The sequence below is a fragment of the Streptomyces sp. NPDC037301 genome (genome assembly GCF_055602785.1).
The window spans coordinates 295,973-319,835 of sequence record NZ_JBVJWD010000003.1; the positions used below are offsets into that span (position 1 = coordinate 295,973).

General features: G+C 71.6%; 18 protein-coding genes and 1 pseudogene. 11 read left to right on the top strand and 8 right to left on the bottom strand.

Annotated elements, in window-relative coordinates; all coding sequences use genetic code 11:
• The first annotated feature begins 100 nt into the window (after window positions 1-100).
• The gene (locus ACZ7IB_RS07450) at window positions 101-1,369 is read left to right on the top strand and encodes a hypothetical protein (RefSeq protein WP_470909958.1); all 1,269 of its coding nucleotides are present in this window, start codon (window positions 101-103) and stop codon (window positions 1,367-1,369) included.
• A 126-nt stretch (window positions 1,370-1,495) separates the two neighbouring features.
• The gene (locus ACZ7IB_RS07455) at window positions 1,496-2,014 is read left to right on the top strand and encodes a DoxX family protein (protein ID WP_470909959.1); all 519 of its coding nucleotides are present in this window, start codon (window positions 1,496-1,498) and stop codon (window positions 2,012-2,014) included.
• 156 nt (window positions 2,015-2,170) lie between these two features.
• On the opposite strand, the gene ACZ7IB_RS07460 is transcribed toward ACZ7IB_RS07455, so the two are convergent.
• Complete coding sequence (locus ACZ7IB_RS07460) at window positions 2,171-3,508, bottom strand: PspC domain-containing protein (RefSeq protein ID WP_470909960.1); 1,338 nt, start codon at window positions 3,506-3,508, stop codon at window positions 2,171-2,173.
• A 203-nt stretch (window positions 3,509-3,711) separates the two neighbouring features.
• Here ACZ7IB_RS07460 and ACZ7IB_RS07465 point away from each other — a divergent pair, with 203 nt between their 5' ends.
• Both ACZ7IB_RS07465 and ACZ7IB_RS07470 read left to right on the top strand, forming a co-directional pair.
• The gene (locus ACZ7IB_RS07465; RefSeq protein ID WP_470909961.1) at window positions 3,712-5,010 is read left to right on the top strand and encodes a PspC domain-containing protein; all 1,299 of its coding nucleotides are present in this window, start codon (window positions 3,712-3,714) and stop codon (window positions 5,008-5,010) included.
• Window positions 4,994-5,689, top strand: a complete 696-nt coding sequence (locus tag ACZ7IB_RS07470; protein WP_342285371.1) for a response regulator transcription factor — start codon at window positions 4,994-4,996, stop codon at window positions 5,687-5,689. Before ACZ7IB_RS07465 ends, ACZ7IB_RS07470 begins: the two co-directional genes overlap by 17 nt.
• Window position 5,690: 1 nt before the next feature.
• Here the strand turns inward: ACZ7IB_RS07470 and ACZ7IB_RS07475 are convergent, their stop codons facing one another.
• Both ACZ7IB_RS07475 and ACZ7IB_RS07480 read right to left on the bottom strand, forming a co-directional pair.
• Window positions 5,691-6,464: a GNAT family N-acetyltransferase gene (locus ACZ7IB_RS07475; protein WP_470909963.1), complete on the bottom strand. Its 774-nt coding sequence runs from the start codon at window positions 6,462-6,464 to the stop codon at window positions 5,691-5,693.
• Between the two features lie 40 nt (window positions 6,465-6,504).
• Window positions 6,505-7,551 carry a C40 family peptidase gene (locus ACZ7IB_RS07480; RefSeq protein WP_470909967.1) on the bottom strand — a complete coding sequence of 349 codons (1,047 nt, stop codon included), beginning with the start codon at window positions 7,549-7,551 and terminating at the stop codon, window positions 6,505-6,507.
• A 353-nt stretch (window positions 7,552-7,904) separates the two neighbouring features.
• On the opposite strand from ACZ7IB_RS07480, the gene ACZ7IB_RS07485 reads away from it, so the two are divergent.
• Window positions 7,905-8,258, top strand: a complete 354-nt coding sequence (locus tag ACZ7IB_RS07485; RefSeq protein ID WP_114246172.1) for a hypothetical protein — start codon at window positions 7,905-7,907, stop codon at window positions 8,256-8,258.
• 40 nt (window positions 8,259-8,298) lie between these two features.
• Here ACZ7IB_RS07485 and ACZ7IB_RS07490 read toward each other — a convergent pair.
• A pseudogene (locus ACZ7IB_RS07490) lies at window positions 8,299-8,465 on the bottom strand (glycoside hydrolase); the annotation flags it as partial.
• 169 nt (window positions 8,466-8,634) lie between these two features.
• Here ACZ7IB_RS07490 and pcrA point away from each other — a divergent pair.
• Window positions 8,635-11,109, top strand: coding sequence for a DNA helicase PcrA (pcrA, locus tag ACZ7IB_RS07495; RefSeq protein ID WP_470909969.1), 2,475 nt, complete (start codon window positions 8,635-8,637; stop codon window positions 11,107-11,109).
• A gap of 50 nt (window positions 11,110-11,159) precedes the next feature.
• Here the strand turns inward: pcrA and ACZ7IB_RS07500 are convergent, their stop codons facing one another.
• Both ACZ7IB_RS07500 and ACZ7IB_RS07505 read right to left on the bottom strand, forming a co-directional pair.
• The gene (locus ACZ7IB_RS07500; protein WP_470909971.1) at window positions 11,160-12,695 is read right to left on the bottom strand and encodes a M23 family metallopeptidase; all 1,536 of its coding nucleotides are present in this window, start codon (window positions 12,693-12,695) and stop codon (window positions 11,160-11,162) included.
• Window positions 12,696-12,944: 249 nt separating this feature from the next.
• Window positions 12,945-13,835 (bottom strand): esterase/lipase family protein, encoded by an 891-nt coding sequence (locus ACZ7IB_RS07505; protein ID WP_470909973.1) that lies wholly within the window; start codon window positions 13,833-13,835, stop codon window positions 12,945-12,947.
• Window positions 13,836-14,267: 432 nt separating this feature from the next.
• Here ACZ7IB_RS07505 and ACZ7IB_RS07510 point away from each other — a divergent pair, with 432 nt between their 5' ends.
• On the top strand, window positions 14,268-14,681 hold the full coding sequence (locus ACZ7IB_RS07510) for a cobalamin B12-binding domain-containing protein (RefSeq protein WP_093899677.1): 414 nt from the start codon (window positions 14,268-14,270) through the stop codon (window positions 14,679-14,681).
• Between the two features lie 466 nt (window positions 14,682-15,147).
• On the opposite strand, the gene ACZ7IB_RS07515 is transcribed toward ACZ7IB_RS07510, so the two are convergent.
• The gene (locus ACZ7IB_RS07515; RefSeq protein ID WP_470909976.1) at window positions 15,148-16,743 is read right to left on the bottom strand and encodes a DUF5691 domain-containing protein; all 1,596 of its coding nucleotides are present in this window, start codon (window positions 16,741-16,743) and stop codon (window positions 15,148-15,150) included.
• Between the two features lie 22 nt (window positions 16,744-16,765).
• Complete coding sequence (locus ACZ7IB_RS07520) at window positions 16,766-18,217, bottom strand: SWIM zinc finger family protein (RefSeq protein WP_470909978.1); 1,452 nt, start codon at window positions 18,215-18,217, stop codon at window positions 16,766-16,768.
• Window positions 18,218-18,349: 132 nt separating this feature from the next.
• Here ACZ7IB_RS07520 and ACZ7IB_RS07525 point away from each other — a divergent pair, with 132 nt between their 5' ends.
• From ACZ7IB_RS07525 to ACZ7IB_RS07540, 4 genes are all read left to right on the top strand, one after another.
• A complete protein-coding gene (locus ACZ7IB_RS07525) occupies window positions 18,350-18,796 on the top strand; it encodes a hypothetical protein (protein ID WP_470909980.1) in 447 nt (148 codons plus the stop codon).
• A gap of 111 nt (window positions 18,797-18,907) precedes the next feature.
• A complete protein-coding gene (locus ACZ7IB_RS07530) occupies window positions 18,908-20,020 on the top strand; it encodes an ATP-binding protein (protein WP_470909982.1) in 1,113 nt (370 codons plus the stop codon).
• Window positions 20,017-22,482, top strand: a complete 2,466-nt coding sequence (locus ACZ7IB_RS07535; protein ID WP_470909983.1) for a DUF5682 family protein — start codon at window positions 20,017-20,019, stop codon at window positions 22,480-22,482. Before ACZ7IB_RS07530 ends, ACZ7IB_RS07535 begins: the two co-directional genes overlap by 4 nt.
• Window positions 22,479-23,717, top strand: a complete 1,239-nt coding sequence (locus ACZ7IB_RS07540) for a VWA domain-containing protein (RefSeq protein WP_470909984.1) — start codon at window positions 22,479-22,481, stop codon at window positions 23,715-23,717. Before ACZ7IB_RS07535 ends, ACZ7IB_RS07540 begins: the two co-directional genes overlap by 4 nt.
• Window positions 23,718-23,863 lie beyond the last annotated feature (146 nt).

Genomic DNA, 23,863 nt, shown 5'->3' on the forward strand with positions numbered 1-23,863 from the left:
CGGGCCGCCCCGATGCGGGCCCGAGCCCTTCCGTACGGCACAATTCGCAGCAATCGCAGCCGAGTTGGCTGGACCGGGGCTTGAAAGGGCGGCGTTCTCCGTGGCGTTGGACGAGGCGAGGGCGAGCAGCACGCACGGCGGCGGTTGCACGTGCGGCGACTGCCCGCACGGGGCGCGCGAGGGCCACCGGCGTGCGGTGGCCGCCTTCCTGGCCAAGCGGGACGAACTCGCCGCAGGTCAGGGGTTGCCGCCGGGGGTCGCCCAGTCCGCCTCCGCGACCCGCCAGTGGGTCTCGGACGAGCTGACCCAGTCCGCCAGGACCGTCGCCGAACGGGGCCGGGAGGCGGGCGACGTCTGGCTGTACCGGGTGTGGCGGCGCACCCTGATCGCGGTGTGGGGGAGCGTCGCCGTGCTGGTCGTCGCCGAGGCCGCCACCGCCATCGGTGCGGGCTGGACCAACGCCCGTACGGCCGGACTGGTCGCCGGACTCGTCACCGCGGGCCTGCTCACCGGCGCTGCGCATGTCCACCGGGCCCGCGGCGGCCTCCTCGCCCCGGTGATCGGCGAGGACAACCGGCTTTCCACCTCCCGGGCGGTCGCCGCGTCCTGGGTGCTGCTCGCTGTCTTCTCCGTACTCGTGCTGGCGCTCCAGCTGGCCGGCGCCTCCGGCCACGCCGAGCGCGACGGACTGATCGAGGGGCTGGATCTGGCCAGGGGTGCCGGGGTGGTGACCGTGCTTGCGCTGGTGTGCGCCGTCGCCGTGGTTGTGCGCCGGGTGGTGACCGTACGGGCGCTGTCCGGGCGGCTGCAGAAGCTGCGGGCCGACCGGCCGCGCGCCGCCGATCTGCTCACCGACGACTCCGGGCGGGGCAGCTTCACGGATGTGCAGTACGTGCTGGTGAGCACCGTCGCCGTACTGTTCGCCGCGGTCCGCCTCGCCCGCAGGCCCGAGCAGCTGCCCGACCTGCCCTGGGGTCTGGCGCTGCTGGTCACCGTCTCGGCGCTCGCGTACTTCGCCGGGAAGTACGCGGAGGGCGGGCGTCCTGTGGTGCTCTCGGTGGTCCGGGCCCGGGAGGCCGGGGATCTGGACGCGCCGATCCGTACGGGCGACGACATCGAGATCCGTGGTGCGGGCTTCGTGCCGCCCGGTGCCGGGGCGCCGGACCGGCTGGCCCGCATGGTCGTCCGGATCGGCCGGGTCCATGTGCATGTGCCGCTGATCCCGGTGACCGGCGGCTTCGCCAACCCGACCGACAGCGTGCTCACCGTGCCGGTACCGGTGGAGGTGGAACCGGGGCTGGTGGAGGTGCAGGTCGTGACCGCTGCCGGGGTGGAGACGAACCGGGTCGAGATCGATGTGACGGACTGACTGCCGCAGCCCGCGCCCGGCCGAAGGGTGACAGATACCGGCCGACCGGACGCCTCACCGGGTGAGCCGGGCGTCCACCGCGTACGTATGGTCTGTCGACGGGTCTACGGAAGGTGGGGCAGCCACATGCAGGACATTCAGAGTTACGGCACGGCCGTACGCGGTCTGGGTGAGCCGAGAGGGCTCAAGGAGCTGGCGCGGGAGCATGCCCTGCTGCCGCTGCGGATCTTTCTCGGTGTCACTTTCATTTACGCCGGGCTCGACAAACTGACGGACAGCTCCTTCTTCCGCGCGAGCGGCGCCGGCTCCATCGGCGAGATGATGCACGCGGTACGCGACTCGTCCGCGATCCCGGCCCTCGTCGATCTCGCGCTGAAGAGTCCCGGCGCCTTCGGGTACGCCATCGCCCTCGGTGAACTCGCCGTCGGCATCGGCACCCTCATCGGGCTGTGGGCACGGCTCGCCGCGCTCGGCGGGGCGCTGATCTCGCTGAGCCTGTGGCTGACCGTGAGCTGGCAGGTCGATCCGTACTACTTCGGCAACGACCTGGCCTACCTCATGGCCTGGCTGCCGCTGCTGCTCGGCGGGGCCGCGGCGTTCTCCGTGGACGCCCTTCTCGCGTCACGACGGCGACGGATCGTGTAGTTCACCCAGGTTGCGGTGGCGGCCAGCCAGAGGCCGCCGAAGAACAGCGGGAAGAAGAAGACCCACGGGGCGTCCCAGACCCCCGCGGCGTCCGCCGCGTATCCCGCTGCCAGAGCGAGCATGACCAGGCCCGCCACCGCCCGCCCCGGACGGATCTCATGACGCAGCACGGGTGACCTCCACCTGTCCGATGCCGACTTCGAGAGTGAGCTCGACCGTGCCGGCCGGTTTGCTGCCCGGGGGCGGCGGAAGCGTCCTGCGCTCCTGCTGCGACGGGTTGACGTCCACAGCGCGCTGCAGACTGTCCGGCGCGTCGCCCGTTTGGTTGACCGGCAATGTGATGTCACCGAGGCCTGCCCGCGCGTCCACCTTCACTGTCACCGCCTTCGGTACGACGACGACCGCGCGGCCCGCCCCGACGTTCACCCCCGTACGGACGGTGTCGCCCCGGGGGACCGTGATCTCGGTGAGGTCCAGCCGTGCCACCCCGGAGCCCAGTTCGTAGTGCGGCCGGACCGCCGCCACCGAGGCAGGCTGCCAGCCCTCGCGCACCCACTGGGTGGTGATGTCCTTGGGCAGCGCGGACGAACCCGCCAGCAGGGCCGCCGTGGTCATCGACAGCATGACCGTGCCGAAGCCGGTCCGTCCGAGGAACGCACTGACCAGCATGCCGAGCCCGAACACCGCGAGCGCACCGGCCAGACCGATCTGCAGACTCGTGCCGAACGGCTGGGAGTCCCAGCTCAGCCCCGTGCCCAGACCGCCCGCGATCAGCGCGAACAGGAATACGAGACCGCCGATCGAGGCCGGGCCCCGGGTGCCGGCCTCCTGCGGGGGCGCGCGGAACGGGTCCTGAGGCGTCGCCCCCCGGGGGCGTACCGCCCGGCCGTCGAGCGTCACATCGGCCGGACCCCACAGGTAGCCGGGGCCCACCGGACCCGAGGTGCCGTCCTTGATGATCGGATCCCGCCACCACGACGGGCTGCCCGGCGACGGCGGAGCCTTCACCTCGGGCGGCGCGTCCGCCACCGCCTGCGCGGTCGCCGGATGCAGCGGGTCCTCGGGCGCCGCCGTCCTGCGGTTCTGCGTCCAGACGGCGAAACCGACGACCGCGAGCGACAGCATCGCGGAGAACGCCAGCGTGCCGCCGTTGCCCAGCATGGAGAGGAACAGCCCGCAGCCGATCAGCGCGAGCAGCACCGCGATCAGCGACGCACCCTCGACGCGGCCGGACAGCAGCCGGCGCGCCTCGTTCTCGTCCTCGCCCTCCAGGGAGATCAGCAGCCAGGCGAAGCCGTAGAAGATCAGTCCGATGCCGCCGGTGACGGACAGCACACCGAGCACGATCCGGAAGATCACCGGATCGACGTCGCAGTACCGGCCGAGCCCGCCGCACACCCCGGCCACGACTTTGTGCCGCGGGCTGCGTCGCAGCTGCGGTCCCGGTCCGGGGGGCGGTGCGACACCGGGGGAGGCGTCCTGGGGAACGGTCATGGCTCCATGGTGACGGGCCGGGCGCCCATCCGGGACCCGCACCGACCCTGGTCGATCCCTGATATTGGCCCGGCGGTCCCCTGGGGGAGGCAACCCGGTACCGGCCGGGCGGCTCCCGCGGGAGGCGCCCGGGCGCACTCTCAGGGTCGAGTCGGGGGCGGACCCTGATGCCGTCGCCCGTACGGACATGTGACGATCGGGTCATGCCAGCCGCCACGCCCCGAGCCACAAGCTCCCTCAACGCCGACCCGGAGGAGCCGCCGCTGCGCAAGCTGTACCGCAGCGCCGACGGACGGCTGCTCGGCGGCGTCGCGCGCGGTCTCGCCGGGCATCTCGGGCTGCCCGTCGCCTGGGTGCGGTTCGTCTTCCTCGGCCTGTTCTTCGCGGACGGCCTCGGCGCGCTGCTCTACGCCGTGTTCTGGATCGTCGTCCCGCTCGGTGTCGGTGGTGTGGATGCGCCGCGCTCCGTCTTCGAGACCGCCCCGGACGGCAGACGCCGGCTCCGCAAACCCGACAAGGGCCAGGTCTTCGCTCTCATCGCGCTGTTCATCGGCGCCATCATCTTCGTCGGCAACGTCGACATGGGCAGCAAGGCCGACCGCTACATCTGGCCCACGCTGCTGATCGGCGCAGGTTCCGTACTGGTGTGGCGGCAGGCCGACAACGCCCGGCGCGCCCGCTGGATGGAGGTCGGCAACCGCCGCCGGGTGCTGCATCTGGCCCGGGGGCTTGCCGGGGTGGCCCTGGTCGGCCTGGGCCTGGCCGTCTTCATGGTGGTACGCGGGTCCGCGGCCCAGCTCGGCAACGTCCTGACCGCCGCGATCGCCGTCCTCACCGGCATCGCGCTGCTGGCCGGCCCCTACCTCGTACGCATGACCCAGGACCTCTCCGAGGAACGCACGATGCGCATCAGGGCCCAGGAGCGTGCCGAGGTCGCCGCCCATGTCCATGACTCGGTGCTGCACACCCTCACCCTGATCCAGCGCAACGCGGAGGACGCGGGCGAGGTCCGCAGACTGGCCCGCGCACAGGAGCGCGAACTGCGCAACTGGCTGTACAACCCCGAGGGCACCGGCAAGGACGAGGACGACGAACCCGAGACCCTCGCCGAGGCGGTCAAGCGCGCCGCCGCCGAGGTCGAGGACAAGCACGGCGTTCCGCTGGAGGTCGTCGTCGTCGGCGACTGCCCGCTGGACGAGAAGCTGGCCGCACAGATGCAGGCCGCACGCGAGGCGATGGTCAACGCCGCCAAGTACGGTGGCGAGGGCGGCGCCGTGCAGGTCTACGCGGAGGTCGAGGGCCGCACGGTCTTCGTCTCGGTACGCGACCGGGGCCCGGGATTCGATCTGGATTCCGTACCGGGGGACAGAATGGGCGTACGAGAATCAATCATCGGCCGGATGCAGCGCAACGGTGGTACGGCGCGGCTGCGTTCGGTGCCCGGCGGGGGCACGGAAGTCGAGCTGGAGATGGAGAGGGCGAGCGATGACCAAGACCACTGAGGCGACCGGGGGCCCGGAGCGCCGGGTACGGGTCGTGCTCGTCGACGACCACCGGATGTTCCGCACCGGCGTCCAGGCCGAGATCGGCCGCACCGAGGAGACGGGCGTCGAGGTGGTCGGCGAGGCCGCCGATGTCGACCAGGCGGTCACTGTCATCACGGCGACCCGCCCCGAGGTCGTCCTCCTCGACGTCCATCTGCCCGGCGGCGGCGGCGTCGAGGTGCTGCGCCGCTGCGCCCCGCTGATGGGCGCCGCCGAGAACCCGGTGCGGTTCCTGGCCCTGTCCGTCTCGGACGCCGCCGAGGACGTCATCGGCGTCATCCGCGGTGGTGCCCGCGGCTATGTCACGAAGACCATCACCGGCACCGACCTGGTCGACTCGGTCTTCCGGGTCCAGGACGGCGACGCGGTGTTCTCGCCCCGGCTGGCCGGCTTCGTCCTCGACGCCTTCGCCTCCACGGACGCGCCGCCGGTCGACGAGGACCTGGACCGGCTGACGCAGCGCGAGCGCGAGGTGCTGCGGCTGATCGCCCGCGGCTACGCGTACAAGGAGATCGCCAAGCAGCTGTTCATCTCGGTGAAGACGGTCGAGTCGCATGTCTCGGCGGTGCTGCGGAAGCTGCAGCTGTCGAACCGGCACGAGCTGACCCGGTGGGCGACGGCGCGGCGGCTGGTCTGAGTCAGCCGGCCGCAGGGGCGGGGCCGAGCGAGATGTTCAGCTTCTCGCCGACCCTGCGGTAGCCGATCCCCGCGTAGATCCGCTCCACATCCGCGTCGCCCGGCTCCAGCCACACCACCCGGCAGCCCCGCTCGAAGGCGGTCGCGGTCAGGTGGGCACAGAGCGCGGCGCCGATGCCGCGGCGGCGGAAGGTGCCGGCGACGGCGAGGCCGGCCAGTTCGGTGAGGCCGTCGACCGGGACCGAGCAGCCGCCCGCGCCCGCCGGGATGCCGTCGACCGTGGCGAGGGCCGCGACCCCGCCGCCCCCGGCCGCCGCGCGCAGCCAGGCAGCCTCGCCGCCCTCGGGCTCGCCGGTCCCGCCGTATCCGTGGTGCTGGACGAGCGCGGCGGCGTCGAACTCCGCGTCGGTGACCGGTTCGGCGATCGCGAGGGAGTCCACCGGCTTCGGCGGCAGCAGGCCGCCCGGGGCACAGGCCAGGATCGGGGCCCGGTTCTCGACGGTGAACCCGGCGGCGAGCAGCGCGGGTTCGACCGCGGGTGCCCAGCCGGGCAGAAACTCCAGCCGCGGCATCCGGTCGTACTCGCGGAACGCCGCGATCAGTGCGTCGAGGTCCTCCGCCGTCGGCTCGGCGTCCTGATCGGGTATCGCGTAATTGGCGTACTTGATCGACCAGTTCGGGTTGTACCGCACGGTGAAGGGGCCGACCCGGAGATGGTCGGGGGAGCGCAGGGCGAGCGTACGGGCATGGGTCTGGACATCGAGGTCCATGGGCATGTGCGGTTGTCCTCCGGCCGGTTGATCAGAAGTCGGGAGCCTATGCCACCCGGGTCGCTCCGGCGAAGGGCATCTGGTCGATCGGCGCGATCCGGACCGGTGCTCCCGGGCGCGGGGCGTGGATCATCAGGCCGTTGCCGATGTAGAGCCCGACGTGGCTGACGCCGGAGTAGAAGAACACCAGGTCGCCCGGGGCGAGTTCGGAGCGGGAGATGTGCTGTCCGGCGTTGATCTGGGTGTACGTGGTCCGGGGGAGCGAGACACCGGCGGAGCGCCAGGCGGCCTGGGTGAGCCCGGAGCAGTCGAACGAGGACGGGCCGGTCGCGCCCCAGACGTACGGCTTTCCGAGCGCCCCGTACGCGAACGCGATGGCCTCGGCGGCACGGGTGTTGGGAGTCTGGGCTGGACCGCGTGCGGTGCTGCGGTCGGCACGGTCGGCGGAGCGCGCGCTGTCCGAGCTCTCGTAGGCGGCACGCTCGGCCGGGGACAGGGTGGCGAGGAGCCGCTGTGCGTCGGCCAGTTTGGTCCTGATCGTCGCCTTGTGCTTCTTCAGCTCGGCCTGGCGGGTTGCCAGCGCAGCCAGCTTTCCCTTGGCCTGCGAGCGCAGCTGGGCGATCCGGGCGACCTGCCGCTCCACCCCGTCGACCTCGGCGGCCCGGCGGTCGCCGATCCGGTCCACGTACGACGCGCGCTCCAGATACTGGTCGGGGTCGGAGGAGAGCGCCAGCTGTACGGCCGGGTTCAGGCCGCCGGTGCGGTACTGCGCGGCGGCGAGCGAACCCAGTGCGTTGCGCGAGGCGTTGAGACGCTCGGTCCTGCGGGTTGCCTCGTCGCGCAGGGTGTCGACGGCATCGGCGGCGGCGGACGCCTTCTCCTTCGCGCCGTTGTACTGCTCGGTGGCGACTTCCGCGTCGTGGTACAGCCGGTTCACCTCCGCCCTGACCTGGGCGGGGGTGAGCTGGGGATCGGCGTGTGCGGAACCTGGCAGAGCGGCAGCGGTGGCGGCCCCGGCGATGGCGAGGGTGGCTGCGGTGCGGGCAGCAGAGCCGGTGTACGGGCGCTGCTTGGGTTTCCGGTGCGCTGCCACGGGGGCGTGCGTCCTTCCTGGCGACTGCCCGTCGGGGACTACCGGCGGGCCCGCCCGAGGTCCGGCGGCGGGTCACCAACAGGGGGAGCGGCCCGCCGCCGGATTTCTCGGCGGGGTGACCGGTTCGCCGTCCGGGTGCGGAGCGGCGGTGAAGCCGGTCACCTGGGTAGGGACGCTAAACCCGGGGCACGGGGAAGAGTCGTAATGACGCCTATTGCCCGAATTTGGCGCGGCGCTGTCGTCGATTGATCGGAAAAATTGCACCAGAGTCAGGCAATTGGTGCGGGCGAGAGTGAACAGGAAGCCGACCTGCCTGCGGAGTGGTGATATGGCCGGGGCTAGGCTGCGGAGCCATGGACGTACTCATCAATGTCTTCGTCGCCCTGCACATCATCGGCATCGCCTCTCTGCTGGGCGGTTTCCTGACCCAGATGAAGGCGATGGGCGCGGGCACGGCCCGTTTCGTCCCGGCGATGCTGCACGGCGCACTGACGATGCTGGTCACCGGTGTCGCGCTGGTCGGGCTCAACGAGGCCGACGGCCACCACGTGAACAACATCAAGATCGGGGTCAAGCTGCTGCTCCTGGTCGTGATCCTTGCGCTCGTCTACGTCAAGCGGGACGAGGAGAAGGTCGACAAGGGCGCCTTCGCGGCGGTGGGCGGGCTGACGCTCGCCAACATCTTCATCGCCACGCTCTGGACCTGAGCCGGCCCGTGCCGCCCGACAGCATCGCGCGCGCCTCGCCCAGCTTCTTCTGGACGTCCTCGATGCTGGGATTCGGGGTGGGGCGGCCGTGGCGCTCGGTACGGAGAACAGGGTCACGGACGCCAGTGCCGCCGTGGTGAGCCCTGCGGCCGGTGTGGTGGTGCGCACCCGGGTGCGCGGTCTGCGATGCGACGCCAAGGCCGGCATCTCCTTCCGCGGACCGCTACCGGGTCAGCTGTCGGGTTCGGGTGGAACGGAAGGCCGCCGTATCCCCTTACACGGAGTGGGTGACCGCTGCCTTTGTGTGCCCGGTCGTCGGGTGCGGTTCGCCATGCGGCCGTCGTGTGTCGTTGCGGCGGCCTAGACTCGACAAGCGATGAGCAGCCTCTTTGACGACAGCTTCCTGGCCGGCCTCCAGCACTCGGAGGAAGAGCCCCCGCCGCCCCCCGAGGACTCCGCACCCGAAGCGGTGCCGGAGGACCTCTTCGCGGGCGTATTCGACGGGCCCCCGCCGCCCAGGGACGCGTACTACCGCGACGGCGCGCACCGCCCCGTCATCGACTCCGCGGCGCTCCTCGACGGGCTGAACACCGAGCAGCGCGCCGCCGTGGTCCACGCGGGCTCCCCGCTGCTCATCGTCGCCGGGGCGGGCTCCGGAAAGACCCGGGTGCTGACCCACCGGATCGCCCACCTCCTCGCCGAGCGCGGGGTGCACCCCGGCCAGATCCTGGCGATCACCTTCACCAACAAGGCCGCCGGCGAGATGAAGGAGCGCGTCGAGCAACTCGTCGGACCGCGCGCCAACGCCATGTGGGTCATGACCTTCCACAGCGCGTGCGTACGCATCCTGCGCCGCGAGTCGAAGAAGCTCGGCTTCACCTCGTCGTTCTCGATCTACGACGCCGCCGACTCCAAGCGCCTGATGGCCCTGGTCTGCCGCGATCTCGACCTCGACCCGAAGCGCTTCCCGCCGAAGGCGTTCACGGCCAAGGTCTCCAACCTGAAGAACGAGCTGATCGACGAGGAGACCTTCGCCGGCCAGGTCGGAGGGGGCACCTCCCATTCGAGCGGAGCCGAGAATGGGGGAGGCTTCGAGAAGACCCTCGCCCAGGCCTACGCGATGTACCAGTCCCGGCTGCGCGAGGCCAACGCGCTGGACTTCGACGACATCATCATGACGACGGTCCATCTGCTCCAGGCCTTCCCCGACGTCGCCGAGCACTACCGCCGCCGCTTCCGGCACGTCCTGGTCGACGAGTACCAGGACACCAACCACGCCCAGTACACCCTCGTGCGCGAACTGGTCGGCCCGGCCGGCGAGGGCGACGCCCCCGCCGAGCTGTGCGTCGTCGGTGACGCGGACCAGTCGATCTACGCCTTCCGCGGCGCGACCATCCGCAACATCCTCCAGTTCGAGGAGGACTACCCGAACGCCACCACGATCCTCCTGGAGCAGAACTACCGCTCCACGCAGACGATCCTGTCCGCTGCCAACGCGGTCATCGAGCGCAACGAGAGCCGCCGCCCCAAGAACCTCTGGACGAACGCCGGCACGGGCGCCCGGATCACCGGCTATGTCGCCGACACCGAGCACGACGAGGCGCAGTTCGTCGCCGACGAGATCGACCGGCTGACCGACGCCGGCGACGCCAAGGCGGGCGATGTCGCGATCTTCTACCGTACGAACGCGCAGTCCCGTGTCTTCGAAGAGATCTTCATCCGCGTCGGACTGCCCTACAAGGTCGTCGGCGGTGTGCGCTTCTACGAGCGCAAGGAGGTCCGGGACGTCCTGGCCTACCTCCGGGTCCTCGCCAACCCCGAGGACACCGTCCCGCTGCGCCGCATCCTCAATGTGCCCAAGCGCGGCATCGGCGACCGTGCCGAGGCGATGATCGACGCGCTCTCCATGCGCGAGAAGATCACCTTCCCGCAGGCGCTGCGCCGGGTCGACGAGGCGTACGGCATGGCGGCCCGATCGGCCAACGCCGTCAAGCGGTTCAACACGCTGATGGAGGAGCTGCGCACGATCGTCGAGTCCGGCGCGGGCCCGGCGGTGGTTGTGGAGGCAGTGCTGGAGCGCACCGGCTACCTCGCCGAGCTCCAGGCATCCACCGACCCGCAGGACGAGACCCGCATCGAGAACCTTCAGGAACTCGCCGCCGTCGCCCTCGAATTCGAGCAGGAGCGGGGGGAAGAGGAAGGTGCGGGCACGCTCGCCGAATTCCTGGAGAAGGTCGCGCTCGTCGCCGACTCCGACCAGATCCCCGACGAGGACGAGGACGGCTCCGGTGTCATCACGCTGATGACGCTGCACACCGCTAAGGGCCTCGAATTCCCGGTGGTCTTCCTGACCGGCATGGAGGACGGCGTCTTCCCGCACATGCGCGCGCTGGGACAGGTGAAGGAGCTGGAGGAGGAGCGGCGGCTCGCGTACGTCGGGATCACCCGGGCCCGCGAGCGGCTCTATCTGACCCGGGCGGCGATGCGCAGCGCGTGGGGGCAGCCCTCGTACAACCCGCCGTCGCGGTTCCTGGAGGAGATCCCGGACCAGCACCTGGAGTGGAAGCGGACCGGTCCGATGGCGGCCCCGGCCGGACCGACGTCGGGGATCACGTCGTCACTGTCCTCGTCGCGCGCCCGGTCGGGCCCCTCGGGCTTCGCGACCCGGCGCACCTCGGACAAGCCGACGGTCACGCTGGTGGTCGGGGACCGGGTCACGCACGACCAGTTCGGGCTCGGCACGGTCACGGCGGTCGAGGGCGTCGGCGACCAGGCGAAGGCGACGGTCGACTTCGGGGACGAGCGGCCGAAGAAGCTGCTGCTGCGGTACGCGCCGGTCGAGAAGCTGTAGTCCGGTAGTCGAGTGGGCGGCCGGGGCAGTTGCACCGGCCGCCGGGTGGCTCAGGTGGGGTCGAGTCCGTGGCTGCGGAGCCAGGGCAGCGGGTTTATTGCCGCTCCGCCCCCGGGCCGGACCTCGAAGTGCAGGTGCGGGCCGGTGGAGTTCCCTGAATCCCCGGAGTACGCGATCACATCGCCGGCCTTCACCGGGCCGGAGCGGATCTTGGTGCTGCTGAGGTGGCAGTACCAGGTCTCGGTGCCGTCGGCCATGGTGACGATGGCCATGTTCCCGTAGGCGCTGTTCAGCTGGGTGCGTACGGTGCCGTCGGTCGCGGCCATCACGGGCGTGCCGTACGAGACGGGGAAGTCGATGCCCGTGTGCACGGACATCCAGTTGACGCCCGCCTGGCCGAAGTACGCGCTGAGGCCGTGCTGCGCGACCGGCAGGAGGAATTTGGGGCGCAGCGCCTCCTTGCGGGCGGCCTCTTCCGCGCGCTTCTTCTTCTCGGCGGCCTGCCGCTCCCTCAGGTCGATGCGTTCCTGGGTACGGCTGGCGCGGTCGGCGAAGTTCTCCGCGTCGGCGCTGAGGTTGGCGAGCTGGGTGTCCAGCTTGTTGTTGGCGGCGACCGGCTTGACGGAGCCGGGGTCGGCGGCCGCCATCGTGGTGGTGTTGTCCTTCTTGTCCTCGCCGCCCAGTCCGCTGACGGAAGCCGCGGCGATACCGGCCACGCTCATCACGCAGGCGGAGGGAACGGCGACGGTGAGGAGCGCGGAACGCTTTGCGGGGGAACGCCGCCGACTGCGGCTGCCGCCGCCACCGCGGATGGCGGGGCGTCCGATGGGGCGGTGGGTGTCGGGCGCGGCGTCGGCCGTGTCGTCGGCGGCGGCTTCGTGCACGTCGGTGTCGAAGCCGGCCTCCGCCCCCGTCTCCGGGAGGCTGAACTCGGCGGTGCGATGGGGCTCGTACGGGTCGAAGGAGCCCTGGTCGGCATAGGACTCGTACGACTGGTGCGCCTCGTGCGCCTCTTGTGCCTCGTGTGTCGTCGGCGCCTCGTGCAACATCTGTGCGGTTTGCGTGGTTTGCGCGGCCTGCTGTTCCTGCTCGGGCGTGGCGCCGGTGTTCCAGGCGGTTGCGTCGTACGCGCCGGTGTCGTACGCGGCCGTGTCGGTCGTCGCCCACTGGCCGGTCTGGTACCAGCCGTTGGTGTCCCACTGGCCCGTGGAGTCCGGGGCGGCGCCCTGGGCCGGAATTTCGGCGAAGGTGGCGGTAGCGGTGGCGGCCGTGGTCGCTGCCGTGCCGTAGTCGGCTCCGGGCGTCCAGGTGGCTGTGGTGTCGTACGTGGGGCCTGCGGCGTACTGCTGCTGGGACTCCGCTGCGTACGGGGCGTAGGCGTCGTACGAGGTGGTGGCGTGTGTACCCGTGTCCCACTGCGTGGAGTCGTACTGGCCGCTGTACCCGGCCTGGCCGGTGTCGTAGCCGCTGCCGTGCGTGCCGTCGTAGCTGCCGGGAAGGGAGCCGAAGAGCGGGTCGCTGTCGAAGCCGCCGGTGGCTTGGCTGTCGTATCCGGCGTACCCGGCGTGGGGGTGCTGGTCGTTCACCAACTTCTCTCTCGCCTCGGCAGCAGGAGCTGTGGCCTGGGGTCCGGTGGAGGGATCCCAGGGGGAGCAGTGGCCGCGACTTTACCCGGCGGTACGTGACGTCGACAATCTTCGGCAGGCTCGGGCGGCTCAGGAAACGGGCAATCGGCCGTCTTTCGACGGGCTGTCCACACAGCCTTGGCTCTATGTTCGAAACGCGTTCTATTTTTGGGGCCTCCGGCGGGGTGCGGTGAGGTGAGGCCGGGCCGGTCAAGCCACCGAAGCTGCTCCTGCTGCTCCGGTGGCTCCTGTGGCTTCGATCATCGATTCGCGGGATTCCAGCGCCTGCCGGACGGCGGTGGCGACGGTGGGGTGCACCGGGAGCGCGAGATGGCCGATGCCGCTGACGCGTACGTTCAGCGCGTCGAGATCCGGATGGTCGATGCAGGCCGCCTCGGCCGGGACGATCACCCGGTCCAGTTCGCTCCAGAAGCTCACGAACCGGGTGCGGCAGCCGGGCGCCGGCCTGCGCAGTTCCTCGATCGGCGCGGAGCCCGTACGCATCTGGCGCACGATGGGGTGAGCGCTGGCCAGTGGGGCGATGGACGTGCCCCCGTGCGGTGTGCCGAGGGTGACCAGGGTGCGGACCCGCTGGTCACCGCCCAGCCGCTGCACGTAATAGCGGGCGATCAGGCCGCCGAGGCTGTGCCCGACGATGTCGACCCGGTGGTGTCCGGTGCGGGCGCAGATCTCCTCGACGTGCCGCCCGAGCAGCTCGGCCGCCGTACGGATGTCACAGGTCAGCGGTGAGTAGTTGAGCGACTCCAGATGGCGCCAGCCGTGCCGGACGAGGGAGCGGCGGAGCAGGACGAAGACCGAGCGGTTGTCGATGAAGCCGTGCAGAAGCACGACCGGCGGCCGCTCGCCGCCCTCGGCGGGAAGGGCGGAGGTCCCGGCCGGGGCAGTGGGGGGTGCGGTGGTCGGTTCGGCCGGGCGCTGCGGGGGCCGCCGCTCCCCGGCGATGCCGGTGGGGTAGAGGAGCACATGCCCGGCGAGCACCACCAGTTCGAGTGCGGTGGCCTTGAGCAGCGCGGATGGCAGCCGGACGCAACACAGACACGGCCGGCGCAGCAATAGGGGAAGGAAAGGCAGGACCTTCATGGCCGACCTCCTGCTTCGGCAAGCGGGGGAGGCGGCTCCGGTCCCCGTATGCCCTCATGGGGTGCCGTTGCGGAGGTACGGGCGGCCCGCCCGGCCATCCGGCCGGGGTTCGGCCCCGATTCGCAGGCCCCGCTCACCGGTGGTGACCGGCGAACGATCGGCCGACAGGCCCGATGACGGGCCCGGCAGCCCGTACCACCGTGCCGCGCGGCTGGCGGCGCGGTGGTACGGCGACCTCTTGGCGGCTCCCCTGGCGGCCGGTCCCGCACGGCAGGTGTGCCGCGTCAAGCGGGAACGGCGCCCGGTGAACATGTCCCACGTGTGATTTCCCCCTCCCCGTCCACCGCGAAACGGCGGGTTGCGGGATGCTGTCGATAACGTTCGTTCACATCCCCGGCCCTTCAGGCACGGGAGACGCATGTGGAGGCAGTGATGGGTGTGACCGGTCCGATCCGTGTGGTGGTGGCCAAGCCAGGCCTGGACGGCCATGATCGCGGGGCCAAGGTGATCGCGCGGGCGCTGCGCGACGCCGGTATGGAGGTCATCTACACCGGGCTCCACCAGACGCCCGAGCAGATCGTGGACACCGCGATCCAGGAGGACGCCGACGCGATCGGCCTCTCGATCCTCTCCGGTGCGCACAACACGCTCTTCGCCAAGGTGATCGAGTTGCTGAAGGAGCGCGAGGCGGAGGACATCAAGGTCTTCGGCGGCGGCATCATCCCGGAGGCGGACATCGCACCGCTGAAGGACCAGGGCGTCGCGGAGATCTTCACTCCGGGGGCGACGACGGCGTCGATCGTCGACTGGGTCAACGCGAACGTCCGCCACCACGCGGAAGCCTGACCTCTCCCCACCGCAAGGCAGCGGGCCGACAGGCTCGTCTGCCCGCGGCGGTGTGCTGGTGACGGCTGCGCGGGGGTGGCCGGCGGGGGCCGCTTGCCCTGGAGCCCCTGGAGCTGCTTGCCCGGAGTCACTGCCTGCGGCCGACTCTGCGGACTGCGCCCGGGACCGGGTGCCTGGGCATCGGCCACTGGCCCCGTCGGACGCCTGGCCCCGGCTCCGCCCAGCCCCGTCCCGGGCCCCGGCCCCTGTCGGGCACTTGGCCCCCGAGTCCCCGGTCCCCTCCCGGGCCCCCGGCACGCCCGTGCCGCTCACCTGGGACCGGTGACCGAGGCCGGCCGCCGGCCCCGCCGGACACTCGGCTCTCGGGCTCCGGCCCACTCGGGCTCCGGTCCTTCGGGGCCCTGTCCCCAGGCCCAGGCGTCCGGTTCCTGCCGATTCCCCTCGGCCGGAGTCCGCTGCTCCCCCCTCAATCCGGTATCAGTTCCAAGTCCATCGCCGAGCGCAGCCGCAGCGTGGAGACCAGTCGTTGGAATGCCTCCGACCAGTAGCCGTTCGCGCCCGGTGAGGCGTCCTCCGGTTCGTCCGGGGTGGTGGTGAGGACCGCCAGGCGGTCCGCCTCGGCCGGGTTCAGGCAGCGCTCGGCGAGGCCCATCACGCCGCTGAAACTCCAGGGATAGCTGCCCGCGTCCCGGGCGATGTCCAGGGCGTCGACGACCGAGCGGCCGAGTGGTCCGGCCCAGGGTGTCGGGCAGACCCCCAGCAACTGGAAGGCCTCCGACAGTCCGTGCGCCGCGATGAAGTCGGCTACCCATTCGGCCCGTTCGGCTGCGGGAAGTATGGCGAGCAGTTTCGACCGCTCGGCGAGCGACGCCGTACCGGGCCGGCCGTTCGACGGGGGGACGGACGGGGCGCCGAGCAGTGCGCGGGCCCACTCCGGATCCCGCTGCCGCACTGCTGCCCGGCACCACGCCGCGTTCAGTTCCTCGGCCCAGCCGTCGGCCACCGGCAGGCCGACGATCTCCTGTGCGGCGCGGCCACCGAACCGCACCGGCCAGGTGGCGAGGGGGGTCGCCTCCACCAACTGGCCGAGCCACCACGACCGTTCGCCCCGCCCGGACGGCGGCACCGCCACCACGCCGTCGCGCTCCATCGACGCATCGCATTCGTGCGGGGCCTCCACGGCGACGGAGGCCTCGTCGCCGGTGAGATCCGGGCTCACACAGGACATCGCGCGGCCCGCCATCCGTTCGGCGAACGCCGACTCCGGCAGCGCCGACAGCAGTTCGGCAGCGGTCGAACGGACATTGCGACTGCGGTCGGAGAGCGCCTGTTCCAGGAAGGTCTCGTCCACTCCGGACAGTCCGGTGCGCAGTGAGTCGAGAAACATCAGCCGGTCCTCGGCACGCTCGGTGGTCCATGTGGTGGCGAGCAGCCCGAGCGCTCCAGCGGGATCGTGTGCCCGTACGGCCCCGAGCAGGGCGACCCGTTCGGCGAACAGGCCCTCCTCCCACAGCCGGGCGACCGCTTCCGGCTCCGTGACGTCCGGCAGCAACGAGCCGCCGGACGAGCCGCGCAGCGCGAACTTCCACTCGGGGTTCAGCCCGGCCAGCCACAGCCCGCGCGGCCCGGCGAAGGCCAGGGCCTGCGGCCGCAGGTCGGTACGGGACCTGGCCGCGTCCAGCAGGGACGGGAGCAACGCGGCCGGGGCCCGGTAGCCGTGTTGATTGGCGGTGGCCAGCCACTGGGGGATCAGCTCCGTGAGATCAGGAGCCGCACCCCGCCGGCCGCCCGAGCCGCCCGGTGCCGACCGGTCCGCGAGCAGCTGGGCGAGCCTGCGTCGCGCGGCCGGGGGCAGCGGCGGCCGCGGGTCGGCGGGCGCCGGCTCGGGCCGGGCGGCCGCGGAGGGGGGCAGCAGCCCCGCTCTGCGTTGCACGGTGTGGAGCGCCGCCGCGTCCAGAAGTCCGCCCGGTCCGCCGCCTCCCTCGGCCGGGCGGCGGTCGGTGCCGAGAAGCGCCGAGGTGACGAGCTCTTCCCAGGGCGCGGGTGTGACGGTGTGAGGCATTGGTCCCCCTTCGAATCCAACGTCAGATGAGCGGCACGGTCTCGGACGTCGTGTCGACGCTGCTGATCCCGACTCCGTCGGCATCGGCTCCGCAAGCTCCGGCGTCCGCGTTCGTGGACCAGGCCGCGAGCGGGTCGAATCCGCGGTGGCCGCATTCGCCGAAGACCGTGATGGGCGAGCCGCCGGAGAGTGCGACGAGCTTCCACAGGCCCGGCCGGGACAGCGCCGAAGGGGCGACGGGCAGGGCCGCATCACCCGCCGCGTCGACCAGCTGCCAGCCGTCCCCGGACGGTACGGGTATGACCTCGCGCAGTGTCACCGGCCAGGCGTCCAGCCAGGGATCGTCCAGCAGGGCGTCTCCGTACGCACCGATCGCGGCCGCCGCCGTACCGCCCGGCGGTGGCGTACCGGTCGGTGACGGAACACCGAACTGCCCGCCCAGCTCCGCCCGTAGCCGGCCGGCGCCCGGATAGAGCGTGATCTCGGCGTCGATCGTGACGCCCACCGGCAGTGCCAGCGCGGGGGCGCGCCCTGCCGCCCCGAAGGAGAGCAGCAGAGCCGTGCGGCCCGAGACCCTCCCGTACAGCCAGATGCGGCGCGTGACGATCTTGCCGTCCGGGGTGTCGTACTGGGCGAGGACCAGCCAGCGGTCGCGGATTGGTGGGCCCTCGGCGGGGGCGGTCAGCCCCACACGGGTACGGACCGTGGCCGCCAGCGGCTCCGGCAGCCGGTCGATCCCCAGCCATGCGCTGTCCAGCAGATGGAGCAGCGCGCACTCCTCCAGCAGCCGCACCGGCCAGCCCGGCCCGGACATCGGGATGGAGCTCAACTCCCGTACACGGGCGGCAAGTCCGGGCGCCTGAGCATCCACCATGCGGGCTGCCGTCTCCTCCCACAGCCCGTACCCCGACTGATCGGCCGCTGCCAGACCGCCGCGCAGCAGATCCGTCAGCCGCTGCTCCAGCTCCTGTGCACCGCCGGTGATCCGCCCGGCCCGGCGCTCGGCGCGCCGCCGGGCGGCCTCCGGGTCGGCCGGGCCTGCGCCCGAGGCGCCGCCCACCGTCGGCCCGCCCTTCTCCCCCTTGTCCGACGCACGCTTGCGACGGCCCGTCAGCCACTCACCGGCCCAGTCCGGCACCTCGCCGGCGGGCAGGGCCGATTCGCCGGACGCCCAGACCAGCAGCAGGCCCAGCGCGTGCTTGCACGGGAACTTCCGGCTGGGACAACTGCACTTGTAAGCAGGGCCGGTGGTGTCCACCACCGTTTGATACGGCTTGCTTCCGCTTCCCTTGCACAGCCCCCACACCGCACCCGAACCGTCGCACCCGCCGCCCGACCACGGACCGGCCGAACCGAGCTTGCTCCCCGCCTTGCGTGACGTGTCGTCAGGAGCCAGGGCCAGGACCTGCTCCACCGTCCAGCGCGCCGCCGGGTCGGCGGTGCGCAAGGGTTCTCCCCCGTGAGATAGCAGCATGGGAACGACGGTAGAACGCACCACTGACAATCATCCTGACCTGCTGATTCGCCGTCATGCGCACCACTTGACTTTACCTTTCCTTTGCGATTCGCTGCGAACTCCAGACCTTTGGATCCGGGGGATCAGCTGATGAACCGCACCGTCCGTAACATCCGCACCGTCCGCACCGTCCGCACCGTTCGGACGGCCGTCTGCGCAGCCGTCGTTCTCGGTCTCGCCGTGGGCCTCGGCGCCTGCTCCGAGACCGTCGATCAGGTGGACAAGGCCGTGGACGAGACGTACGAAGTCACCTACGAGGTCACCGGCACGAGCGTGGACGAGATCCAGTTCCACGCGGGCGGCGGCAAGGCCATGGACCCGGAGATCGAGACGGTCAAGTCCCCCAAGCTGCCGTGGCGGAAGACCGTCACGCTGCGCGGGATCATGCCGCCCGCCGTCATACCGATCGCCCTGGACGAGGACGGGGCCGACGTCACCTGCTCGATCACCCACAAGGGCAAGGTCATCAAGGAGGCCAAGGGCGCGGGCCTCGTCACCGCCGGCGGTTGCGTCGCGGTCTCGCCGGTGACCGGCTGAACGCTCCGCCCGTAGTCGCCGAATCGGCCCCGACCTGCGGTCGGGGCCGATTGTCAGTGCCATGGTGCACGGTGGAAACCACATCAGGTCGACCGATCTGGAGGGGGATCCATGACCGTGTCCGAAACCACCGCCGCCGTTGGCGTACAGGCCCTGCGACCGCATGCCGAGGACGCTTTCGCCCATGAGCTGAAGGCCCTTGCCGCGGCCGACGACCGCCCGCGGCCCGCTCGTTGGCAGCTGTCCCCATGGGCCGTCGCCACCTACCTGCTCGGCGGCACACTGCCGGACGGCACGGTGATCACGCCCAAGTACGTCGGTCCGCGCCGCCTCGTCGAAGTCGCCGTGACCACACTCGCCACCGACCGGGCCCTGCTGCTCCTCGGCGTTCCCGGTACCGCCAAGACCTGGGTCTCCGAGCATCTCGCGGCCGCCGTCAGCGGCGACTCGACGCTGCTCGTCCAGGGCACGGCGGGCACCCCGGAGGAAGCCGTCCGCTACGGCTGGAATTACGCACAACTGCTCGCGCACGGGCCCAGCCGCGGCGCCCTGGTGCCGAGTCCGCTCATGCGCGCCATGTCCGACGGCATGACCGCCCGGATCGAGGAACTCACCCGTATCCCCGCCGATGTGCAGGACTCGCTGATCACGATCCTGTCGGAGAAGACCCTCCCCGTCCCCGAACTGGGCCAGGAGGTCCAGGCGGTCCGCGGTTTCAACGTCATCGCCACCGCCAACGACCGCGACCGCGGGGTCAACGAGCTGTCCAGCGCGCTGCGCCGCCGGTTCAACACCGTCGTGCTGCCGCTGCCGGCCACCCCCGACGCAGAGGTCGACATCGTGTCCCGGCGCGTCGACCAGATCGGGCGTTCGCTCGACCTTCCGGCCGCGCCCGACGGCATGGCCGAGATCCGGCGCGTCGTGACGGTCTTCCGCGAGCTGCGTGACGGTGTCAGCATCGACGGCCGCACCAAGCTCAAGTCTCCCTCGGGGACGCTGTCTACGGCCGAGGCGATCTCCGTCGTCACCAACGGCCTTGCGCTGGCGGCGCACTTCGGCGACGGGGTGCTGCGCCCCGGTGATGTGGCGGCGGGCATCCTGGGCGCGGTCGTCCGCGATCCCGCGGCCGACCGGGTGGTCTGGCAGGAGTACCTGGAGACCGTGGTCCGGGAGCGGGACGGGTGGAAGGACTTCTACCGCGCCTGCCGCGAGGTATCCGCATGACCGCGGCCGCGCGTTCCGCCGGACCGCTGCTGCTGGGAGTGCGGCACCACGGCCCGGGCTCGGCCCGAGCCGTCCGTGCGGCCCTGGAGGCCGCCCGCCCGCGGGCGGTGCTGATCGAGGGACCTCCTGAAGGTGACGCACTGCTGCCGCTGGCCTCCGACGAGCAGATGCGGCCGCCGGTCGCGCTTCTTGCCCATGCTGTCGACGACCCGGGACAGGCGGCGTTCTGGCCGCTGGCCGCGTTCTCGCCCGAGTGGGTCGCGATCCGCTGGGCGCTGGCGCACGACGTCCCGGTCCGCTTCATCGACCTGCCCGCGGTGAACTCCCTGGCCATGGCACAGGCAGCGGAGCGCGAGACGGATGGGGGCGGGGACGGGGAAGTGGAGGGGAATGGGGGAGTGGAACGGGACGGATCCGGGGAGCCGTCTACGGTCGGCTCGCCTGCGCATGCCCCGATCGACCCCATCGGTGTACTGGCCGAGACGGCGGGTTACGACGACCCGGAGCGCTGGTGGGAGGACGTCGTCGAACACCGCGCCCAGGGCGGCGAAGCCGTCGACCCGCGGGCACCGTTCGCCGCGCTCGCCGAGGCGATGACGGCCCTGCGTGAGGTGTACGGGGACGGCGGCCACCCCCGTGACACCGTCCGCGAGGCGTATATGCGTATCCAACTGCGCAAGGCGGTAAAGGAGTTCGGGGACGACATCGCGGTCGTCTGCGGCGCCTGGCATGTGCCCGCGCTCGTCACGAGGACCACGCTCGCCGCCGACCGGGCCCTGCTCAAGGGGCTGCCCAAGGTCAAGGCCGAGCTGACCTGGGTGCCCTGGTCGCACCGCCGGCTGGCCCGGCACAGCGGATACGGGGCGGGCATCGACTCGCCCGGCTGGTACGGACACCTCTTCGAGACCGCCGACCGCCCGATCGAGCGGTGGATGACCAAGGTCGCCGGACTCCTGCGCGACGAGGACCGGTTCGTCTCGTCCGCCCATGTCATCGAGGCCGTCAGGCTCGCCGAGACCCTCGCCGCCATGCGCGGCCGCCCGCTGGCCGGGCTGAGTGAGACGACCGATGCGATCCGGGCCGTGATGTGCGAAGGCTCCGATGTGCCGCTCGCGCTCGTACAGGACCGGCTGACAGTCGGTGAGACACTCGGCGAAGTGCCGGACACCGCCCCCGCCGTACCCCTGCAGCACGACCTCACCCGACAGCAGCGCACACTCCGGCTCAAACCGGAGGCTGTGGAGCGGGAGGTGGAGCTCGACCTGCGCAAGGACACCGACGTGGCCCGCAGTCGGCTGCTCCACCGGCTGCGGATCCTCGCCGTCGGCTGGGGCGAGCCCGTCGCAGGCCGGGCGAGTACCGGAACCTTCCGGGAGAGCTGGCGGCTGCGCTGGGAGCCCGAGCTGTACGTACGGGTCGCGGAGGCCGGGACATGGGGCACCACCGTGCTCTCCGCGGCGACCGCCAAGGCCGAGACCCAGGCGGCTTCGGCGACCGCACTCGCCGAGGTCACCGCACTCGCCGAGCACTGCCTCCTCGCGGAACTGCCCGACGCGCTGCCCGTGGTGATGCGGGCCCTCGCCGACCGTGCCGCACTCGACGCCGACGTCGGCCATCTCGCCGACGCCCTGCCCGCGCTGGCCCGCACCCTGCGCTACGGCGACGTGCGGTCCACGGACACTGCGGCTCTCGGCGAGGTCGCCGCCGGGCTCGCCGAACGGATCTGCGTCGGACTCCCTCCCGCCTGCACCGGCCTGGACGCCGACGGCGCCGCCGAACTGCGCCGCCGGGTGGACGGGGTCCACACAGCGATCGGGCTGCTCACCGGAGTCGTTCGGGCGGATGATGACGGGGCCGGGCTGCGTGAGCGCTGGACCGCCGTGCTGCACAAGCTCGCCGCCCGGGACACGGTCGCGGGTGTCATCCGGGGCCGCGCGGCCCGCCTGCTGCTCGACGAAGGACGGCTCGCGGAGGACGACGCGGCACGGCTGATGGGCCTGGCCCTCTCGCCCGGCACACCCCCGGCCGACGCCGCGGCCTGGATCGAGGGGTTCGTCGGCGGTGCCGCCGGGGGCGGCATGCTCCTCGTCCACGACGAGCGACTGCTGGGCCTGGTCGACGCCTGGCTCACCGGGGTTCCAGCCGACACCTTCGCCGATGTGCTGCCCCTGTTGCGCCGCACCTTCTCGGTGTACGAAGCGGGCGTACGGCGCACGCTGGGCGAACTCGTACGGCGCGGTCCGTCCTCCGGGGGGCCGACAACCACCGCCACCGGGACGACGGCGCCCGGCTTCGGCCCCGGACTCGACGGAGCCAGGGCCGACGCGGTGGTGCCGGTGCTGCGTCTGCTGCTCGGTCTGGACACCGGCACCGGTCCGGACCCGGGCGGCATCGACCCGGACAACAGGGATCCGGACGAGAGAGTCGGGAACGTCAAGGAACCGCTGGGGGCGACGGGATGACCACGGACACGGCCGGCACCGCACCGCACCCGGCCCACAGCTTGCCGCCCGGCCCGGCGGACCGCTCGGCACGACCCCGCCCGCAGTCGGGCCCGGCGGACGACGAGCGGCTGCGTCGGTGGCGGCTGGTCCTGGGCGGGGACAGCGCAGAGAGTACCGGCTGCACCCTCACCGGACGCGACGCCGCGATGGACGGCGCACTGACCGCGCTGTACGGCGGCGGAGGCAGACCCGGGGGCCGGGGCGGGAGCAACCGCTCGGCCGGACTGGGGGCCTCCGCCCCCTCCGTGGCCCGCTGGCTCGGCGACATCCGCAGATACTTCCCCAGTTCCGTCGTCCAGGTCATGCAGCGTGACGCGATCGACCGACTCGGCCTCTGCGCACTGCTCCTCGAACCGGAGATGCTGGAGGCCGTCGAGGCGGACGTCCATCTCGTCGGAACGCTCCTCTCGCTCAACAAGGTCATGCCCGAGACGACGAAGGAGACCGCAAGAGCCGTCGTGCGCAAGGTCGTCGGCGATCTGGAGAAGCGGCTCGCCACCCGCACCCGGGCCACACTCACCGGCGCGCTGGACCGCTCGGCCAGGATCGACCGGCCCCGCCACCACGACATCGACTGGGGCCGAACCATCCGGGCCAACCTCAAGAACTACCTCCCCGAGTACGGCACCGTCGTCCCCGAGCGGCTCATCGGCTACGGGCGGGCCGCGCAGTCCGTGAAGAAGGACGTCATCCTCTGCATCGACCAGTCGGGGTCGATGGCCGCCTCCGTCGTCTACGCCTCCGTCTTCGGCGCGGTGCTCGCCTCCATGCGAACCCTGCAAACCAGGCTTGTCGTCTTCGACACGGCGGTGGTGGACCTCACCGACCAGCTCGACGACCCCGTCGACGTACTCTTCGGCACCCAGCTCGGCGGCGGCACCGACATCAACCGGGCGCTCGCCTACTGCCAGTCGAAGATCTCCCGCCCCGCCGACACCGTCGTCGTCCTCATCAGCGACCTCTATGAGGGCGGCATACGCGACGAGATGCTGAAGCGGGTCGCCGCGATGAAGGCATCCGGCGTGCAGTTCGTGACGCTGCTCGCGCTGTCCGACGAGGGTGCACCCGCCTACGACCGCGACCATGCGGCGGCCCTCGGGGCCCTGGGCGCACCGGCATTCGCATGCACCCCGGATCTATTCCCGGAAGTGATGGCAGCGGCGATCGAGAAGAGACCACTTCCCACCCCTTGATCTTCGCAGGGAATCCGGCCTTCGGGCCGGGCGGGAGCACGGCCCCGGCCCGGGGGTCTGACGTCGATCACTCCGGCGTTGTGACCGATGCGACAGACGCGGTGCCCTCCTTCGGTACTCCCGGGTACCCGGCCCGGAGCGTCTGA

Coding starts and splice junctions, on each gene's coding strand:
- ACZ7IB_RS07465 (WP_470909961.1), top strand. CDS start 3,712: ATGCCAGCCGCCACGCCCCGAGCCACAAGCTCCCTCAACGCCGACCCG.
- ACZ7IB_RS07460 (WP_470909960.1), bottom strand. CDS start 3,508: ATGACCGTTCCCCAGGACGCCTCCCCCGGTGTCGCACCGCCCCCCGGA.
- ACZ7IB_RS07455 (WP_470909959.1), top strand. CDS start 1,496: ATGCAGGACATTCAGAGTTACGGCACGGCCGTACGCGGTCTGGGTGAG.
- pcrA (WP_470909969.1), top strand. CDS start 8,635: ATGAGCAGCCTCTTTGACGACAGCTTCCTGGCCGGCCTCCAGCACTCG.
- ACZ7IB_RS07505 (WP_470909973.1), bottom strand. CDS start 13,835: ATGAAGGTCCTGCCTTTCCTTCCCCTATTGCTGCGCCGGCCGTGTCTG.
- ACZ7IB_RS07535 (WP_470909983.1), top strand. CDS start 20,017: ATGACCGCGGCCGCGCGTTCCGCCGGACCGCTGCTGCTGGGAGTGCGG.
- ACZ7IB_RS07470 (WP_342285371.1), top strand. CDS start 4,994: ATGACCAAGACCACTGAGGCGACCGGGGGCCCGGAGCGCCGGGTACGG.
- ACZ7IB_RS07485 (WP_114246172.1), top strand. CDS start 7,905: ATGGACGTACTCATCAATGTCTTCGTCGCCCTGCACATCATCGGCATC.
- ACZ7IB_RS07530 (WP_470909982.1), top strand. CDS start 18,908: ATGACCGTGTCCGAAACCACCGCCGCCGTTGGCGTACAGGCCCTGCGA.
- ACZ7IB_RS07540 (WP_470909984.1), top strand. CDS start 22,479: ATGACCACGGACACGGCCGGCACCGCACCGCACCCGGCCCACAGCTTG.
- ACZ7IB_RS07475 (WP_470909963.1), bottom strand. CDS start 6,464: ATGCCCATGGACCTCGATGTCCAGACCCATGCCCGTACGCTCGCCCTG.
- ACZ7IB_RS07520 (WP_470909978.1), bottom strand. CDS start 18,217: ATGCTGCTATCTCACGGGGGAGAACCCTTGCGCACCGCCGACCCGGCG.
- ACZ7IB_RS07510 (WP_093899677.1), top strand. CDS start 14,268: ATGGGTGTGACCGGTCCGATCCGTGTGGTGGTGGCCAAGCCAGGCCTG.
- ACZ7IB_RS07525 (WP_470909980.1), top strand. CDS start 18,350: ATGAACCGCACCGTCCGTAACATCCGCACCGTCCGCACCGTCCGCACC.
- ACZ7IB_RS07515 (WP_470909976.1), bottom strand. CDS start 16,743: ATGCCTCACACCGTCACACCCGCGCCCTGGGAAGAGCTCGTCACCTCG.